Source organism: Aquibium pacificum (assembly GCF_040839445.1).
Lineage (GTDB): Bacteria > Pseudomonadota > Alphaproteobacteria > Rhizobiales > Rhizobiaceae > Aquibium > Aquibium pacificus.
In genome coordinates, this window is the sequence record NZ_JBDPGJ010000001.1 from 907,753 (window position 1) to 925,605 (window position 17,853).

Annotated in this window: 15 protein-coding genes; 12 read left to right on the plus strand and 3 right to left on the minus strand. The window is 64.2% G+C overall.

The window, feature by feature from the left end:
- Positions 1–10: 10 nt before the first annotated feature.
- On the minus strand, positions 11–1,783 hold the full coding sequence (locus tag ABGN05_RS04425) for an adenylate/guanylate cyclase domain-containing protein (RefSeq protein WP_367952763.1): 1,773 nt from the start codon (positions 1,781–1,783) through the stop codon (positions 11–13).
- 202 nt (positions 1,784–1,985) lie between these two features.
- Here ABGN05_RS04425 and glyA point away from each other — a divergent pair, with 202 nt between their 5' ends.
- The 12 genes from glyA to ABGN05_RS04485 all read left to right on the plus strand — a co-directional run bounded on the left by glyA (position 1,986) and on the right by ABGN05_RS04485 (position 14,867).
- Positions 1,986–3,299: a serine hydroxymethyltransferase gene (gene glyA, locus ABGN05_RS04430; protein ID WP_367952764.1), complete on the plus strand. Its 1,314-nt coding sequence runs from the start codon at positions 1,986–1,988 to the stop codon at positions 3,297–3,299.
- A 373-nt stretch (positions 3,300–3,672) separates the two neighbouring features.
- Positions 3,673–5,247 (plus strand): GmrSD restriction endonuclease domain-containing protein, encoded by a 1,575-nt coding sequence (locus ABGN05_RS04435; protein WP_367952765.1) that lies wholly within the window; start codon positions 3,673–3,675, stop codon positions 5,245–5,247.
- A gap of 326 nt (positions 5,248–5,573) precedes the next feature.
- Entirely contained in the window at positions 5,574–6,452 is an 879-nt protein-coding gene (locus ABGN05_RS04440) for a serine/threonine-protein kinase (RefSeq protein ID WP_367952766.1), read from the plus strand.
- A 153-nt stretch (positions 6,453–6,605) separates the two neighbouring features.
- Positions 6,606–7,079: a transcriptional regulator NrdR gene (gene nrdR, locus ABGN05_RS04445; protein WP_367952767.1), complete on the plus strand. Its 474-nt coding sequence runs from the start codon at positions 6,606–6,608 to the stop codon at positions 7,077–7,079.
- A 4-nt stretch (positions 7,080–7,083) separates the two neighbouring features.
- Positions 7,084–8,214: a bifunctional diaminohydroxyphosphoribosylaminopyrimidine deaminase/5-amino-6-(5-phosphoribosylamino)uracil reductase RibD gene (gene ribD, locus ABGN05_RS04450; protein ID WP_367952768.1), complete on the plus strand. Its 1,131-nt coding sequence runs from the start codon at positions 7,084–7,086 to the stop codon at positions 8,212–8,214.
- A complete protein-coding gene (locus ABGN05_RS04455) occupies positions 8,214–8,831 on the plus strand; it encodes a riboflavin synthase (protein WP_367952769.1) in 618 nt (205 codons plus the stop codon). Before ribD ends, ABGN05_RS04455 begins: the two co-directional genes overlap by 1 nt.
- Positions 8,832–8,921: 90 nt before the next feature.
- The gene (ribH, locus tag ABGN05_RS04460) at positions 8,922–9,374 is read left to right on the plus strand and encodes a 6,7-dimethyl-8-ribityllumazine synthase (protein WP_367952770.1); all 453 of its coding nucleotides are present in this window, start codon (positions 8,922–8,924) and stop codon (positions 9,372–9,374) included.
- A 4-nt stretch (positions 9,375–9,378) separates the two neighbouring features.
- Entirely contained in the window at positions 9,379–9,879 is a 501-nt protein-coding gene (gene nusB, locus ABGN05_RS04465) for a transcription antitermination factor NusB (protein ID WP_367952771.1), read from the plus strand.
- Positions 9,876–11,099, plus strand: a complete 1,224-nt coding sequence (locus tag ABGN05_RS04470; protein ID WP_367952772.1) for an MFS transporter — start codon at positions 9,876–9,878, stop codon at positions 11,097–11,099. Before nusB ends, ABGN05_RS04470 begins: the two co-directional genes overlap by 4 nt.
- Positions 11,100–11,275: 176 nt before the next feature.
- Positions 11,276–13,417: a sodium-translocating pyrophosphatase gene (locus ABGN05_RS04475; protein ID WP_367952773.1), complete on the plus strand. Its 2,142-nt coding sequence runs from the start codon at positions 11,276–11,278 to the stop codon at positions 13,415–13,417.
- 192 nt (positions 13,418–13,609) lie between these two features.
- Positions 13,610–14,254, plus strand: coding sequence for a LuxR C-terminal-related transcriptional regulator (locus ABGN05_RS04480; protein ID WP_367952774.1), 645 nt, complete (start codon positions 13,610–13,612; stop codon positions 14,252–14,254).
- Positions 14,255–14,399: 145 nt separating this feature from the next.
- Positions 14,400–14,867 (plus strand): hypothetical protein, encoded by a 468-nt coding sequence (locus ABGN05_RS04485; protein ID WP_367952775.1) that lies wholly within the window; start codon positions 14,400–14,402, stop codon positions 14,865–14,867.
- 73 nt (positions 14,868–14,940) lie between these two features.
- On the opposite strand, the gene ABGN05_RS04490 is transcribed toward ABGN05_RS04485, so the two are convergent.
- Entirely contained in the window at positions 14,941–16,926 is a 1,986-nt protein-coding gene (locus tag ABGN05_RS04490; protein ID WP_367952776.1) for a sensor histidine kinase, read from the minus strand.
- A gap of 339 nt (positions 16,927–17,265) precedes the next feature.
- Positions 17,266–17,790, minus strand: a complete 525-nt coding sequence (locus ABGN05_RS04495; RefSeq protein ID WP_367952777.1) for an outer membrane protein assembly factor BamE — start codon at positions 17,788–17,790, stop codon at positions 17,266–17,268.
- Between the last annotated feature and the right edge of the window lie 63 nt (positions 17,791–17,853).

The window sequence follows — 17,853 nt, forward strand, 5'->3', positions numbered from 1 at the left end:
GAGCCGGATGTCAGGCGGCGCCCGCGGCGGCGGCCGGCACGCGGGCGGGCGGTTGCAGCACCCGCTCCAGCCCGTCGATCAGATGCTCCGTGTCTTCGGGCCGGGCATAGTGGAGGGTCGGCACGAAGGTGTCGTACGAGAAGTTCGGGTCGATCTCCCGGATGCGGGCGCCGTGCGCGGAAGCCGCCGTGTGGTCGCCCATCCAGGCGTAGGCCGCCGAGACGAAGGCGTGCTGAACGGCGTCCATCGCCGAAAGATGCATGAAGGCCTCGATCGCCTCGCCGTAGCGCCGGGCGTTGAAATAGGCCTTGCCGAGATGGCTCCAGAACCGCTCGGGATGATGCGGGTTGAGCCGCATGGCCTTCGTTATCCACTCGACCCCTTCTTCGGGCCGCCCGAGCCAGGTGAGTAGTTCGCCCTGCTGCACGACGACGAGGTCGTAGTTGGGATTGAGCGCGAGCGCGCGCTCCTGATGGTAGCGGGCGCGGGTCAGGTCGTTGCGGCTGACGTTGATGGCTGCGAGGATGCGGTGGACGTCGGCATCGTTGTCGTCAAGCTTTAGCGCCGTCTCCAGCTCGACCACCACCTCGTCGAAGACCGCGTCCCTGTTCTCGCACCAGCCATAGACCCAGGCCTGACCGAGGATGCAGCCGCGCCAGGCGCGGGCGTGCGCGTAGTCCGGGTCGAGCGTGATCGCCCGGTCGATCAGCTTCTGCGCCTCGGTGTTGTCGTCGCGGCCGCTGCGGTGGTGGAGCACCTTGGCGGCGAGCACGCATTCGTAGGCGGCGAGATTGGCCGGCGTCTTGCGCGCGATCAGGTCGCGCTGGGCAGCCTCGACGCGCCCGGGCAGGGTGGCGACGATCGCCGCCGTCACCTCGTCCTGAATGGCGAAGATGTCGTCGAGCTTGCGGTCGTATTTCTCCGCCCAGATGTGGGCGTCGTTGGTCGTGTCGATGAGCTGGACGGTGATCCTCACGTTGCCGCCGGCCTTCCTGACGCTGCCTTCCACTATGTACTGGGCGCCAAGCTTCTGGGCGACCTCGCGCAGGTTGGCGGACTGGCCCTTGTAGACGAAGGTCGAGTTGCGCGAGATGACGAAGAGCTCGTGGTGGCGCGACAGCTCGGTGAGGATGTCCTCGGTCAGTCCGTCGACGAAGAATTCCTGCTCGGGGTCGCCGCTCATGTTCGCGAAGGGCATCACCGCGATGGCCGGCTTGACCACCGGCTTCGGTTCCGCGGCCCTGCCTGCTCCGTCCGCCGGGGCGCGGCTGTCGAGCACCACGCGCCAGACCTGCAGCTGTCTCGACATGTTCTTGAACGATTTCAGGCCGAGATTCTCGAAGGCGACGCCGACGCGATCGTTGACCTGGTCGTAGACGGCCTGCGTCACGCAGATGCCGCCGGTTTCGGCGAGCTGCTCGAGCCGGGCCGCGACGTTGACGCCGTCGCCGTAGATGTCGCCGTCGTCGAAGATGATGTCGCCGAGGTTGATGCCGACGCGGAACTGGATGCGCCTGTCCTCCGGCACGTCGGCGTTGCGGCGGCGCATCCTCTCCTGGACCTCGACGGCACAGCGCACGGCATCCGCGACGCTCTGGAACTCGACCAGCATTCCGTCGCCGGTGGTCTTGATGATGCGGCCCTGGTTCTTGGCGATCGACGGATCGATCAGTTCGATCCGGTGCGTGCGCAGCCGCTCCAGCGTGCCACGCTCGTCGGCTTCCATCAACCGCGAGTAGCCGACCATGTCGGCTGCAAGCACGGCGGCGAGCCTGTGTTCCATGTGCTGCTCCAACCAGTTTCGCAGTATAGCACAGAGATCGCCCGGACAGAACGCACCAGAGGGTGAGTCCGGCGTGAGGACTGGCGAACGCCGTGCCGGCGCAATCCGGCCATCAATTTTCGTTCCGCGTTGCGTGGCGACCCCGGTGGAGATGTGTTAATGCGCGCCGCATACGCACATTTCCCTCCCAAGGAAGATTGCCATGGCCATAGCCACCGCCGCCAAATCGATCGATGAGAACCGTTTCAACCTGCCGCTCGAACAGGTCGATCCCGAGATCTTCGGCGCAATCGGCAAGGAACTCGGCCGCCAGCGCCATGAGATCGAGCTGATCGCCTCGGAAAACATCGTCTCCCGCGCCGTGCTCGAGGCGCAAGGGTCGATCATGACCAACAAGTACGCCGAGGGCTATCCCGGTAAGCGCTACTACGGCGGCTGCCAGTTCGTCGACATCGCCGAGAGCCTCGCCATCGAGCGCGCCAAAAAGCTGTTCGACTGCGGCTTCGCCAACGTCCAGCCCAATTCCGGCAGCCAGATGAACCAGGCCGTCTTCCTGGCGCTGCTCCAGCCCGGCGACACCTTCATGGGCCTCGACCTGAACTCCGGCGGCCACCTGACCCACGGCTCGCCGGTCAACATGTCGGGCAAGTGGTTCAACGTCATCTCCTACGGCGTGCGCCGCGAGGACCATCGCCTCGACATGGACGAGGTCGAGCGGCTGGCCAACGAGCACAAGCCGAAGCTGATCATCGCCGGCGGCACGGCCTATTCGCGCATCTGGGACTGGCAGCGCTTCCGCCAGATCGCCGACGCGGTCGGCGCGTATCTCATGGTCGACATGGCCCACATCGCCGGCCTCGTTGCCGGCGGCGCGCATCCCTCGCCGCTGCCGCATGCGCACGTCGTCACCACGACCACGCACAAGTCGCTGCGCGGGCCCCGCGGCGGCATGATCCTCACCAACGACGAGGAGATCGCCAAGAAGGTCAATTCGGCCGTCTTCCCGGGCCTGCAGGGCGGCCCGCTCATGCACGTCATCGCCGCCAAGGCGGTGGCCTTCGGCGAGGCGCTGCGCCCCGACTTCAAGGCCTACGCGCACGAGGTCGTGGCCAATGCCCGCGCGCTGGCCGCGAGCCTGCAGGAGACCGGCCTCGAAATCGTCTCCGGCGGCACCGACAACCATTCGATGCTGGTCGACCTCAGGCCCAAAAACGCCACGGGCAAGCGCGCCGAGGCCGCACTCGGCCGCGCCAACATCACCTGCAACAAGAACGGCATCCCCTTCGACCCCGAAAAGCCCTTCGTCACCTCCGGCGTGCGCCTCGGCACCCCGGCCGGCACCACGCGCGGCTTCGGCCAGGCCGAATTCCGCGAGATCGGCAAGCTGATCGCCGAGGTGTTGGACGGCCTCAAGGCCGCCAACTCCGACGAGGGCAACGCCGCGGTCGAGGAGACGGTGAAGAAGAAGGTCATCGCGCTGACGGACCGGTTCCCGCTTTATCCATTCATGGGGTGAGGCCTATCCTCCCCCGTTTCACGGGGGGTCCAAAGGACGGGCGAGACAAGCGGCTCGCCCCGGCATGGACCACGCGAAGCGTGGTGGAGGGGGTGCAGGTTCGCCGAGGACGAAGCCGTCATGCCAGTGGCATGACGGCAGGCCTCGAACGGGTGGGAGGTGCCGCAGGCAGCGGGTCCCACCCGGGGGAGGGGCACTTTGGAAATCTGCCCTCGGCAACGTCAATCGCTGCCGGGTTGTTCCGTTGTGGATTTATTTCCTCTACAATGGAAGGAGTGCGTCTCTCGAGCCATTTCCGCTTCCCGATCCACCAAGATAACGGTAGTTGCTTAGAAATACTTTGATTCGGATCAGATGGGAGGAGGGCTTCTGAATGGCTACAGTGGCGATTCGTACTTCAATAGAAAGAATATTGAGCGGTACCATCAGAATCCCTGCATTCCAGCGTGGTTTTGTCTGGACAACAGATAATATCTCTTTTTTGATGGACAGCATATATCGTAACTATCCGATCGGGAATATCCTCCTCTGGCGCACGCGAGATTCGTTAGAAAAAGAACGTGATCTAGGTCCATATTCGCTTCCGAAGCCCGAAAAAGAATATCCCATCGACTATGTGCTTGATGGTCAGCAAAGGCTGACGTCGATATTCAGTGTTTTTCAAACCGTTCTTGCGCCTAATAGTTCGACAGAAGCGTTCGATATTTTCTTCGATTTGCAAGCACCCGAAGGGGCACTGGAGGATCAATTCGTCTCAATCTTCGAGCCTGGTTCGGATCCCCACCGATATTTTCCTCTCAGAGCTGTTTTCGACACTGCGCGATTTTTCGAAATCGCAAATGGCCTGTCTCCGGAAGAAAAGAACAAAGTAGTTGAACTCCAGCGCCGATTTCAAGAATTCCAGATTAATCTTGACGTTATCGAGTTCGATAACAAAGATGAGATTGCAATAATATTCGAGAGAGTTAATAGAGCTGGTATTCGATTGGATGCGTTCCAATTGCTCTCAGCTTGGACATGGAGTAGCGAATTCGATCTGAACGAATCCATTTCTGAACTCGCGTCAGAACTTGAGCCATTCGGCTTCTACGACTTGTCATCAGATCCAAATTTGATGATGAAATGCTTCGCGGCTGTTGTAAAAGGTGACGCTCAACTCAAAGATGTTGTAAGTCTTCACGGCCCGACCGTGCGCGACCGCTTTGATGAGATAAAACGCGGAATTTTGGGCGCAATCGACTTTCTAAAAAAGCAGCTGTTAGTCGAGAGCTTGTCGCTGATGCCGTATCCTGCAATGCTTGTGCCCCTCTCTGCGTTTTTCGCGACTTCGGCGGTAAGCGGCGTCCATCCCAGCGATAAGCAGCGTGAAGCGATGGTTAGATGGTACTGGCGCTCCTGTCTTTCGCGCCGCTACTCATCCGGCGTCGGGCGTGCACATGCCGCGGACATTGCGCTGATGAATTCGATTAAAACCGGACATGAACCCGAGATACTTAGAGCGGTTCGCCCCATAGAGGCTGAGTTCTTCATAGATAACCGATTTACGATCGGGAATGTTAACTCAAAGATACTGATCAATCTATTGTCACAGAAAAGCCCGGTAAGCTTACTTTCAGGAGCGAAGATTGATCTAGCGGCCGTTCTCCAAAAGGCTAACAAGAACGAGTTTCATCATATTTTTCCAAGGGCCCACTTGAAGAAGACGGGATTTGAGAATGAAAAAATAAACGCCATCGCGAACATATGTTTTCTGTCAAAAAGCGACAATAATCGGATTAAAGATAAAGAGCCGAGTGCATATGTGAATATGATGACTAAGGGAAAAGAATCCGAGATATTATCGACCAACATTATACCCAAGAATTTTGCATCTTTGTCTTATGACGATTTTCTCCAAGGCAGGGCGGTTATGATCGCCGGGTTTGCGAACTCGTTGGCGGGCTTATAGACGTGCGGCTGTAGGAAGCGAGTGCCGTAACACTGCCATACTGAGTTCCCATGTCGCTACTACGCAGCGCTAAATGGCAGAAGATTCCGGGCGGACTTGATCGCTTGCGCCGATACGGAGGACTCAAGAGACGAATAGTTGAAGTTCGGAAAATTGCGCCTTCAAGCGTGGACAAGCTCACGCCCTTCGACGTCCTCTTCACCCCCCACAACCCACTGATTTTCCTCGCCCGACTGCCGACTGCCCACTCCCGACTGCCGCTTTTCCATCCACACCCCCAAAACCCCGCCCCATACTCCCCCCGCCCAAACCAACGGAAGGCGGCGATGGACTGGCAGGTGGTGATTGAGCGGAACGGGGCGGCACTGCGGCGCGTGCTCGCCGCGCTCGTCGCCATGAGCGGCTTCGACTGCCGGTTTGCGCCGGAGGCGCAAAGCGCCGGTGGCACGGCAACAGGCGGAGAAGGCCGGGACGCTGCCGGAGGCAGCGGGGACCCGGCGGGCAGCCGGCCGGAAGGCCGCCCAACTCTTCCCCGCCGGCTCCACCGCGCCGTGCTGCGCCTGCTGCGGCCGGCCGAATCCGCCGCCCGGCGACTGATCGTCGTGGCGGCCAGGACGCTTCCCGAGACGCCTCCGGCGTCCGATCCCGCGCGGCCGGCGCGGCACACCGGCGGGCGGAAGGACAATGCCGCGGTCGCCGTCCTGCGCAGCCTCGGCATCGCCGTCGTGCTCCCGCCGTCGGCCGTTCCCGCGCCCCGGCGCGCGGTGCCTGCCGTGCGCCGTGCGCCCACCGCGATTGCGCTGCCGCTCGTCGACCGGCTGCGCAATCCCGGCGCTGCGCGCCCGCGCACCGTGCTGCCGCATGCCGCCCCGAGAATCCTCTCCTTCGAGGGCGCGGTGCCGCACCGCCTGCCGCCGCCGCCCACGCCCGACGATCCGCTCGACGCGACGCGGCTGGTGCTGCGGCTCAGGGCGGTGGCCGCGGCACTCGACGACCTGCCGCGCCAGGCCCGGCGCTTCGTCCGCCTGCAGGCGCTGCGCGCCCGCGCCCGGGCGCGTGGGCAAAAATCCCGCATCTCGCCGCTGCGCGTCGGCCGTCCGCCCGGCCAGTTTTGCGCGGCAAGCCGCCGGCCCAGACACGAGATCCACGAGATCCTGCGCGACCTGAACCATTTCGCCCACGAGGCGCTGCCCGACACCTCGTAGAGCGGGCGGCGCGACCGCAAAGAATCCGCCAATTCCTCGCGATCGCGACGCGGCCGGGGGTTGATGCCGTATGCGCGGGACATGACGTCGCCCGCGCGCTTCCCTGTCCCGACAAAATCTCGTAAGCCTCCCGCGGTCCACGAGGTTTTGTGAATGCGCTGCCCCTACTGTCAGTCCGAAGACACGCAGGTGAAGGATTCCCGTCCCGCCGAGGAGGGAGCCGCCATCCGCCGGCGCCGGGTCTGTCCGGATTGCGGCGGCCGGTTCACCACCTTCGAGCGGGTGCAGCTGCGCGAACTCGTCGTGGTCAAGAAGTCCGGCCGCAAGGCGCCGTTCGACCGCGACAAGCTGCAGCGCTCCTTCGACATCGCGCTGCGCAAGCGCAACGTCGAGCCGGCGCGCATCGACCGCGCGGTCTCCGGCATCGTGCGCCAGCTGGAGAGCTCGGGCGAAGCCGAGGTCGCCTCAAGCGAGGTCGGCCGGCTGGTCATGGAAGCCCTGAAATCGCTCGACGACGTCGCCTATGTCCGCTTCGCCTCGGTCTACCGGAATTTCCGCGAGGCCCGCGACTTCCAGGAGCTTCTGGGCGAACTCGGCGGCGAGGGCCGCGACGGCGACGCGCAGTAGGCCGATGACAACCCATTTTCCGGGACAGCAGCCGCAGGAGGAAACCGACCGCCGTTTCATGGCGGCGGCGATCCGCCTGTCCCTTCGCCACCTCGGCCTGACGGCCGAGAACCCCTCGGTGGGAGCGCTCGTGGTGCGGACCGGCGAGGGCGGCCCGGTGATCGTCGGGCGCGGGGTGACCGCTCCCGGCGGCAGGCCGCACGCGGAACTCCAGGCGCTGGCGCAAGCCGGCGAGGCGGCGCGCGGCGCCACCGCGTATGCTACGCTGGAGCCGTGCTCCCACATCGGCCGCGCGCCGCCCTGCGCCGATGCGCTCGTGTCGGCCGGCGTGGCGCGCGTCGTGATCGCGACGCTCGACCCCGATCCCCGCGTGACCGGGCGCGGCGTTGCGATCCTACGCAAGGCCGGGATCGAGGTCGTCACCGGCTGCATGGAGACCGAGGCCCGCCGCGCGATGGCGGGGTTCCTGTCACTGAAGGCCAGGGGACGCCCGTTCCTGACGCTCAAGCTCGCGGTTTCTGCCGACGGCATGCTGGGCCGCAAGGGCAAGGGGCAGGTCGCCATCACCGGCCCGCTCGCCCGCAACGCCGTCCAGACCATGCGGCTGGCGCACGAGGCGGTGATGGTTGGCGTCGGCACCGCCATCGAAGACGATCCCCTGCTCACCGTGCGGCTGCCGGGGCTGGAGCACAGGTCGCCGCGGCGCGTCGTCGTCGATCCCCTGGCGCGCCTACCGGCCTCGGCGCGGATGTTTTCTGACAGGCCGGAGAGCACGCTCGTGATGACGACGGAGAAGGCACCGCGCCGGTCGCTCGACCTTTTGCGGCGCAAGGGCGCCGGCGTTCACGTCGTCGCATCCGACTATCGCGGCCGCATGGAGCCGCGCGAGATCCTGCGCATGCTGGGTGTGCTCGGGATCAAGAGCGTCTTCCTCGAAGGCGGCGCGGAGACCGCCCGGCGCTTCCTTGAAGGCGGTCTCGTGGACAGGCTCGTGCTGTTCGCGGGGGCCGCGACGGTGGGCGAGGGCGGGATAGCCTCACCGGTCGACGAGGCGACCGTGCCCGCGGAATTCCGCAGATCGGCGGAAAGCCGTTTCGGCGAGGACCGGCTGGTCGAATACGAGAGGAGTTCCTGATGTTCACCGGGATCATTTCCGACGTGGGGACCGTCGCCGACGTGCGGCCGCTCAACGAGGGCGTGCGGCTGCGCGTCGAGACGTCCTACGATCCCGCCGGCATCGACATCGGCGCATCGATCGCCTGCGCGGGCGTCTGCCTCACCGTAGTCGCGCTGCCCGAGGCTGGCTCCAATGCCCGCTGGTTCGAGGTCGAGGCGTGGGAGGAGGCGCTGCGCCTGACCACCGCGCGGAACTGGGACAAGGGAACCCGCATCAACCTGGAACGGGCGCTCAAGGTCGGCGACGAGCTCGGCGGCCACATCGTGTCCGGCCACGCCGACGGGACCGCCAGGATCGTCGCGCGCGAGGAAGAGGGCGACGCGGTGCGCTTCACGCTCGAAGCGCCGAGGGAACTCGCCAGATTCATCGCGCCGAAGGGCTCCGTGGCGCTGGACGGTACGTCGCTGACGGTGAACAAGGTCGAGGGACGCCGTTTCGACGTGCTTCTGATCCAGCACTCGCTTTCCGTGACCACTTGGGGCGAGCGATCTGAGGGTGACGAGGTAAATCTCGAGATCGACACCATGGCGCGCTACGCGGCGCGTCTGGCCGATGCCGCCACACAGGGACTGTAGAAGACCGGCAAGAAAGCCCGCGTCGCGTCAAACTGCGCCTTGCCGTCCCGCGCCGATCGGCCTAAGTGACCGGCTCATTCGGAGATACCCATGGCCTCGTCCTCAAAACCCCACCTCCTCATCGTGGAGGCCCGTTACTATGACGGACTGGCGGATGCCCTGCTGGAAGGCGCCAAGGCCGCGCTGGACGAAGCGGGCGCGACCTATGACGTCATCACCGCGCCCGGCGCGCTCGAGGTGCCGGCGGTCATCGCCTTCGCGCTCGACGCCGAGGACGACGGCACCGAGTATGACGGCTTCGTCGCGCTCGGCTGCGTGATCCGCGGCGAGACGCATCATTTCGATATCGTCGCCAATGAATCGGCGCGTGCGCTGATGAACCTTGCGGTCGACGAGGCGCTGGCGATCGGCAACGGCATCATCACCGTCGAGAACGAGGCCCAGGCCTGGGCGCGCGCCCGCAAGACCGAAGGCGACAAGGGTGGCTTCGCGGCACGCGCCGCGCTGACCATGATCGCCATTCGCGGGCAACTCGGAGCCTGATCCGGTGAAGCAGGCGACCTCCGGCGAGGATCGAGTGCCCCGGCAGGCCAACAAGCGCGGGGCCGCGCGCCTGGCCGCAGTGCAGGCGCTCTACCAGATGGACGTGGCCGGCAGCGGGCTGCTCGAGATCACCGCCGAGTACGAATCCTTCCGGCTCGGAAAGGAAATCGACGGCGCGGTCTATCGCGAGGCCGACGCCCAGTGGTTCCGGTCGATCCTCGCGGGCGTGGTGCAGAACCAGAAGGTGGTCGATCCCGTCATCCACGATGCGCTCACCGAGGACTGGCCGCTGTCGCGCCTGGACTCGACGTTGCGTGCAATCATGCGCGCCGGCGTCTACGAACTCATGGAGCGACGCGACGTGCCCGTGGCGGTGATCGTGTCCGAATATGTGGATATCGCCAAGGCCTTCTACGAGGAGGAGGAACCGCGGCTGGTCAACGCCGTGCTCGACCGCGTGGCACGGCGCATCCGCGGCGAAGGCCGGGGCCAGGACGCCCGGTGACGGCGCCACTGGAGACGCAACAGAAGGAGGCGCGGCGCACCGCGATCATCCTCGCCTGCGCCAGCGCCATCGTGGGTTCCGCGGCGCCGATCTCCATATCGACCGGCGGACTGGCCGGATACTACTTGCTTGACGCCGACAAGTCGCTCGCCACCGCTCCGATCACGGCCTACAACATCGGCGTCGCGCTCGGCGCGCTGCCGCTCGCGGCATTGGTCCGCAACGTGGGGCAGCGCAACGCCTTCGTCTCCGGCACGCTCGCGACCGCCATGGGCGGCGCGATCGCCACGCTCGGCCTGTTCCGCGGGGAGTTCTGGCTCTTCGCCGCCGGGCTGCTGGTCATCGGTTTCGGCGGCGCCTCTGTGCAGCAGTACCGGTTCGCGGCGGCCGACAATGCGCCTTCGATCTACAAGGCCCGCGCGATATCGACGGTGCTCACCGGCGGCGTCGCCATGGCGATCGTCGGGCCGCAGGTGGTGATCTTCTCGCGTGAACTCTTCGCCCCGGTGATGTTCGCGGGCTCGTTCGCCGCGATCATCGGCCTGGCGGCGATCGGTGCCGTCATCCTTTCCTTTCTGCGCCTGCACGACAAGCAGCCCAGGCCCGTGCTGGCCGGCGCGGAGCCGGCGCGGCCGCTCGGCGAAATCCTCTCCCAGCCCCGCTTCGTCGTGGCGCTCCTGTGCGCCATCGGCTCCTATGCCCTGATGAGCTTCGTCATGACTGGCGCGCCGCTGGCCATGGTGGGCTGCGGCTTCACGCCGGACGAGGCAGCACTCGGCATCTCATGGCACGTCATGGCGATGTTCGCGCCGAGCTTCTTCACCGGGCGCCTGATCGCCCGCTTCGGCAAGGAGACCGTCGTGGCGGCAGGTCTGCTGCTTCTCATCGGCTGCGGCCTCGTCGCGCTTTCGGGCATCGCGCTGTGGCAATTCTGGACGGCGCTGATCCTGCTCGGCATCGGCTGGAACTTCGGCTTCATCGGCGCGACGGCCATGGTCTCGGAATGCTATCGCGAATCCGAGAAGGGCAAGATCTCGGGCATTCACGACTTCCTGCTCTTCGGCTCCGTTGCGTTCGGGTCGCTGATGTCGGGGCAGGTCTACAATCACTGGGGATGGGACATGCTGAACTGGGTCATCTTCCCGGTCGCCTTCCTGTGCCTGGTCGCGCTCGGCTGGCTGAAGCTCGCCGCCGGCCGCAGGGTCGAAAGCCGCGCCTGAGCGGCGCGCTCCGGCTTCGTGGCGAAAGCGGGGCAAAACGACAACAAATCCTTGACGTTGACTTGGCCGTTTCGCATACACCGCGACGATTGGCCGGAAACCGCGTCGCGCGGCCGGCCCGCCATCAACGGTCCGGGGAGGGGTTCTTTCGGGCCATCAATCGAGGAATTCCGCAAATGACAATTCTCTATGTCGTCATTCTCTGCGGCGCGCTGTCCATCGTGTACGCCATCTGGGCGACGCAATCGGTCCTTGCGGCCGATCAGGGCAATGCGCGCATGCAGGAAATCGCCGGCGCGATCCGCGAAGGCGCGCAAGCCTACCTCACCCGCCAGTACACCACGATCGCCATGGTCGGCATCGTGGTGCTGCTGCTCGCCTGGTGGCTTCTCAGCGGGCTGGCGGCCATCGGCTTCCTGATCGGCGCCGTGCTGTCGGGCGCGGCCGGCTTCATCGGCATGCACGTCTCCGTGCGCGCCAACGTCCGCACGGCGCAGGCGGCATCCAACAGCCTGGCGGCGGGTCTCGACATCGCCTTCAAGTCGGGCGCCATCACCGGCATGCTCGTCGCCGGCCTCGCGCTGCTCGGCGTGTCGGTCTACTACTGGGTGCTGGTCGGTCCCCTGGGGCTCGCGCCGAACGACCGGGCCGTCATCGACGCGCTCGTGGCGCTCGGCTTCGGCGCCTCGCTGATCTCGATCTTCGCGCGTCTGGGCGGCGGCATCTTCACCAAGGGCGCCGATGTGGGCGGCGACCTCGTGGGCAAGGTGGAAGCCGGCATTCCCGAGGACGACCCGCGCAACCCCGCGACCATCGCCGACAATGTGGGCGACAACGTCGGCGACTGCGCCGGCATGGCCGCCGACCTCTTCGAGACCTATGCGGTGACCGTGGTCGCGACGATGGTGCTGGGCGCGATCTTCTTCGGCGGCACCGCCATTCTCGGCAGCGTGATGCTCTACCCGCTCGCCATCTGCGGGGCCTGCATCATCACCTCCATCATCGGCACCTTCTTCGTCAAGCTCGGCTCCAACGGCTCCATCATGGGCGCCCTCTACAAGGGCCTGATCGTGACCGGCCTCCTGTCCATCATCGGCCTTGGCGGAGCGACTTCGCTGACGGTCGGATGGGGCGACATCGGGGTCGGCGGCGGCGTCGCCGTCAACGGAACCTACCTGTTCGTCTGTGGCATCGTCGGCCTGATCGTAACCGGACTGATCGTCGTCATCACCGAATACTACACCGGCACCAACAAGCGCCCGGTGAACTCGATCGCCCAGGCGTCGGTGAGCGGCCATGGCACCAACGTCATCCAGGGACTGGCCGTGTCGCTGGAAGCCACCGCGCTGCCGGCCATCGTCATCGTCGGCGGCATCATCGTCACCTACCAGCTCGCCGGGCTCTTCGGCACGGCGATCGCGGTGACGACCATGCTCGGGCTCGCCGGCATGATCGTGGCGCTCGACGCCTTCGGTCCGGTGACCGACAATGCCGGCGGCATTGCCGAAATGGCCGGCCTGCCCAAGGAGGTGCGCCAGTCGACCGACGCGCTCGACGCGGTCGGCAACACCACCAAGGCGGTCACCAAGGGCTACGCGATCGGCTCGGCCGGCCTCGGCGCGCTGGTGCTGTTCGCGGCTTATTCCTACGACCTCGAATTCTTCATGGCCAACAGCCAGACCTACCCCTACTTCGCGGGCATGGAGAACGTGTCGTTCTCGCTCTCCAACCCCTACGTGGTGGCGGGTCTGATCTTCGGCGGCCTGATCCCCTATCTCTTCGGCGGCATCGCCATGACCGCAGTGGGACGCGCGGCAGGCGCGGTCGTCGAGGAGGTTCGCCGGCAATTCCGCGAGAAGCCGGGCATCATGGAAGGTAAGGACCGTCCGGACTATGCCCGCGCGGTGGACATGCTGACCAAGGCGGCGATCCGGGAGATGATCATCCCCTCGCTGCTGCCGGTTCTGGCCCCGCTGGTCGTCTATTTCGGCGTGCTGCTGATCTCCGGCTCCAAGGCCTCGGCCTTCGCCGCACTCGGCGCCTCGCTGCTGGGCGTCATCGTCAACGGCCTGTTCGTCGCCATCTCGATGACCTCGGGCGGCGGCGCCTGGGACAACGCCAAGAAGTCCTTCGAGGACGGCTTCGTCGACAAGGACGGCGTCAAGCACATGAAGGGTTCGGAAGCCCACAAGGCTTCCGTCACCGGCGACACGGTCGGCGATCCCTACAAGGACACCGCCGGCCCGGCCGTGAACCCGGCCATCAAGATCACCAACATCATGGCGCTCCTGCTGCTGGCCGTGCTCGCGCACAGCTGATCAGGCGTAGAGCCGCCCGAGAATAAAAGTCCCCGCCGGAGCGATCCGGCGGGGTTTTCGCTTTTGGGGGATACACGGTTGTCGTCCAATTTCCGGGCATCGTGAGCGATCCGATCGGCCCATAGGCGCTCCGCCGGTTGACTTGGCCGCGGGTTCTCCGCAAGTTTGCATGAAGAACAACGGACAGCGCTCATGCACCGGTCTGAAGCAGAGCGGACCGTCGTCATTGCCGACGATCATGCGGTCGTCCGCAGCGGGTTGCGCAATATTCTTTCCTCACTTCAAGGTGTCCGGATCATCGGGGAAGCTGCGAACGGCCTGGAAGCCATCGCGCATGGCAAGAGGTATCAGCCTTCGATGATGACACTCGATGCCGGGATGCCAATGTGCAACGGCATGGAGGTCCTTGGCGAGGTGCGACGCTGGTCGCCCCGGACCAGGATTTGCGTGGTGACGGGATTCACGTCAGTGGGCAGTCTCGCCGACTGGCGATCGGCTGGCGTGGACGGACTTTTTCTCAAGAGTTCTGAACCGGCGGAGCTGCGGGAAGGATTTCGCCGGATCCTTACCGGGAGCACCTATCTCCAGCACGATATCCGGTGCCTCCTCGATGATCGACAGCAGGTTGTCGAACTCACCTTGCGGGAACGGCAGATCCTCCATCAGGTGGCCCTCGGACTTTCCAATGGTGAAATCGCCGAGAAGCTCTCGATCAGTCCGAAGACGGTGGATAATCATCGCTCCCGCCTCATGGCCAAGCTCGGGGTCCATTCCGTAGCGCAACTGGTTGCCTACGCGCTAAAGGAAGGACTGCTGGAGCCGGCGCGCCAGGCTTAGCTGGCGACGAGCTTCCAATCCGGCTGTGGCGCGACCTCCGAAAAATCGTGTCTGGCTTCTCTCGAATAGGGTGTGGACCTCATGCGGGATACCGGGCGGGGCAGATAGATATGATCCCGAAGGGCAACCTGGAAGGAGGAACGACATGAAGATGAACATCCTTTGCGCCGCATTGATCGCTTCGAGCGCTGCTTTCGCCGGCCTTGCCACGACGACCACAAGCGCCATCGCCGGCCAGTGGAAGAACTGCAACCATGAAGGCGGGTTCTGCAACCCGTCCGGTTACACGACGAAGATCCGCTATGGCGTCAACGGCAGGTGGAAGGTGAAGAACACCACCGGCGGTGTCTGGTGCACCAATCAGAATTTCGGAGATCCTGCCCCCGGAAGGCGCAAGAACTGTGATGCCTACTACCCGAACTGGGAAACTTGCACACACGAGGGCGGCTTCTGCAAGGTCGGTGCGGGCACCTCCGTCCGCTACGGCACCAGCCCGCACAAGTCCGGGAGTTACAACCAAAAGAAGGCCGGAAACGGCGGCATCTGGTGCGACAACCACAATTTCGGCGACCCGGCGTTGGGGAAGCGCAAGAATTGCTGGGTGCTGAAGTAGCGCGCGTGATCGTCATGTCCGATCTCAGACCGGGCGGCGGCAAACCGCCCGGCTTCAAGTGTCGAACGGCGTGTCATTCGGCTGGCTGACCAATGATCAAGGGCTTCAGGCCCGATATCCGGAAATGCATTCCACGCCGGTTCGTCGCGATCCGCGAGATGGTCCAGCCGTTCTTCGCGCATATCCTGCTCACTGCCTCGAGCCCCAGCCCTTCTCCGCGGCGGCGCTGCACCGCAACGCCAAGGTCTGCTTCTCCGTGGTCGAGAATTCCCTTGCCGCGATCGATGACATCGATCGCCACGCCATCGAATCTCCTGCGTACACCGATCAGTATCCGGTCCGATCCGCTGTGCATGATCGCGTTCGAGACGAGGTTTGTGAGGACACGCAGAAGGTCCACGGGATCGGCCTGAACGCGTAGGGAAGTCTTCACGGTCCTAAGGTCTATTCCATGTGATGTCGCTTCGTCGGTGAACATGAAGACTGCGTTCTCAATGGGCGCGGAAAGAGGAAACTCTTCATCGCTGATGGCATCATCGGGCAACCCGCTTTTCTCCGCAGCGGGTTCGTCGAGCGCCGGTCGCCGGACATCGACCAGTTGCTGAAGGTAGGCGAGAGTTTCGGACAATTGAACGCGTGTCTCCGCACCAGCCATGCCGGGATCGTCGGACATTCGCTCGACAGCAATCTGCAGCGAGAGGAGCGGCTGCCGGATGTCGTGGCGAGTGGTGTCGAGTTCAAGCGAGCGCTGGACTGCAAGGTCGCTCGACTGTCTCTCCCGTCGGCGCAGCACCCAGGTCAGGCGCGCAACCGCCAGTGAAAAGACGAAGCCGTCCAGCAGCTGCCCGTACCGCAGTACCGCCTCCTTCTGTCCCGGCGGCAACAACGAATCCATCTGCGAGAGAAACGTGAATGCACCGACATAACCGAAAAGAACGAGCGAACCGAGGAGATAGAAAGCGCCGCCCGGAATTCTGTCGCGTACGGCCGCGAGTGACGCTACCATCTGGAGCGCCAGGAAACCGAGCACGATGAAACCGGCGCACAATTTTACCTTCACGAGCGGCAGGAAGATCGGCGCCGGCATGTAGCCGATTGCCACGGCGAGAAGCAGCATGATCGATCCGTTGAGCATGGCGTGCCGCTTCCCTGTCTTGATGAATTCGCGCGCCATTAGTAGTGCGAAGCAGACAGCGACGAGACCGATCACATGCGATGCAACCGCGTTCCATTCAGGCAGAGCCGGCCAGATATGAGCGAACAGTGTGCCGTCGAGCTGGGCATTGTAAGCCATGACCGACAAGAAGAACCCCGCGTAGAGCGCAGAAACCATTGAACGAAGCGCAATGGCGAAGGTGAAGATGAAAACGAGCAGAACCAGTGCGGCTGCATAGAAGATGGCAAGCGGGATCTCCCGGGCGAGATTGACCTCCGCAGCGCGGGAGGAGGGGTAAATCGACAGGGGCAGCGTCGCGGGACCATCGAACTCGGCATAAAGCCAGAGACGGATCGCCTCTCCCGGACCGAGCGAGAAGGCCTCGCTGACGAGATGCCGAGAGAGCACAGCCCGATCGTAGAACGGTGTTTCATCATCCTCATCGAGAATCTTGCGGGTTTGCCCGCTGACCTCAAGCCAGACCTCCAGCTTGCGCAAGTAGGGTCGTCCGGTATCGAGAACCCACTCTTCTGGTACCGAGCCTTCATTGCGCAGCAGTGAAGTCAGCCAGAAACCGCTGTCCGTAAGTCCGAACGAGAAGTCCGGATCGGGGACGGTCATGAAGCTTCCGCGGGCATACATGGTGCGTGCGGCCTGCAGGCCGACGGAAGAACGGGGCACCTCCATATATGCCAGATGATTGCCAATGTGGTCCGCCGTTATGCCGTGGCTCAGCGGGAGCGGCTGATCCCCGGGAGCACAGATGCCCTGAGGAAGCTGGCAGAGTATAATAGCAAACAGAAGCGCAACGACGGAAAGCGGACGCCGAGCCGCGCCGATACAGGCGGTCGAGCCGCCCCGAACGAGATGTCCCGTGTTGGTCGGCAGTTGCGGAAAACGCACTTCGCCCTCGGGTCATTCGAAATAATGGTGGCGGTCTGCCTGGACCGCACCTCATCGTGGAAGTTGAGGCTCCATCTTACCGATCCGGGACGATCCTCCAAGAAGTTCTCCACGCGACTGTAGCGCCCTGCGTTTCCTCCAGACGAGGCTATGGTTCACCCCGGGTTGCTCCGGTGTCCTTTTTCGAACCGTCTGCTGGCAGCCCCCCATCACGGCGTCCGGTATTTCGGTGAGGAAAGATAGTCCCCTCGTGAAACCGGAGAAAGCAGGGACGGATAGAACAACCCCCGCTCATCGAGTCCCACCGACTCGCGAAATCCCGGCGTCAGATCCCCATCCTCAGTTCGGCCCGCTATTGCCGAACGGGCCGCCCGCAGGCGGCTTGCCGCCGGACAGGCCGGAGAAGAGCTGGCCGACGAAGGACTGGTCCTTGCCGCCGGTCGGCGTCGTGCGCGAGACGAAGTCGAAGACCTTGCCGTCCTTGAGGCCGTAGTGTGCGATGTTGTCCACGCGGCCTTCGTCGTTGAAATAGACCGCCATCACCTGCTGGTCGACGATCTTGGGGTTCATGAAGGCGACGGGACGGACGCGCTTCTGGGAGATGTAGTAGAAGACCTCGGTGTCGAAGGTCGCGGTGGTCGACGGCGAGCCGAGCGCCAGGAGCACCTGCTCGCGGCTCGATCCCACCGGCACGAGTTCGAGTGCCTGTTCGTCGATCACATAGCCCTGGGTAAGGGTTTCGCTGGGGGTGAGGGAGGCGGTGGTGCAGCCGGAAAGCACGATCCCCGCTGCGGCAATGCCCAACGCCGCCGGCCGAAGGATGGACCCTGCCTTGAAAAACTGCGACCGCACCGACATCTCCATGCAAATCGGCCCAGCAAGCTTGCGCGAGGCCGCGAACTCGGTAAACCAGCTTCTTCGCCGATG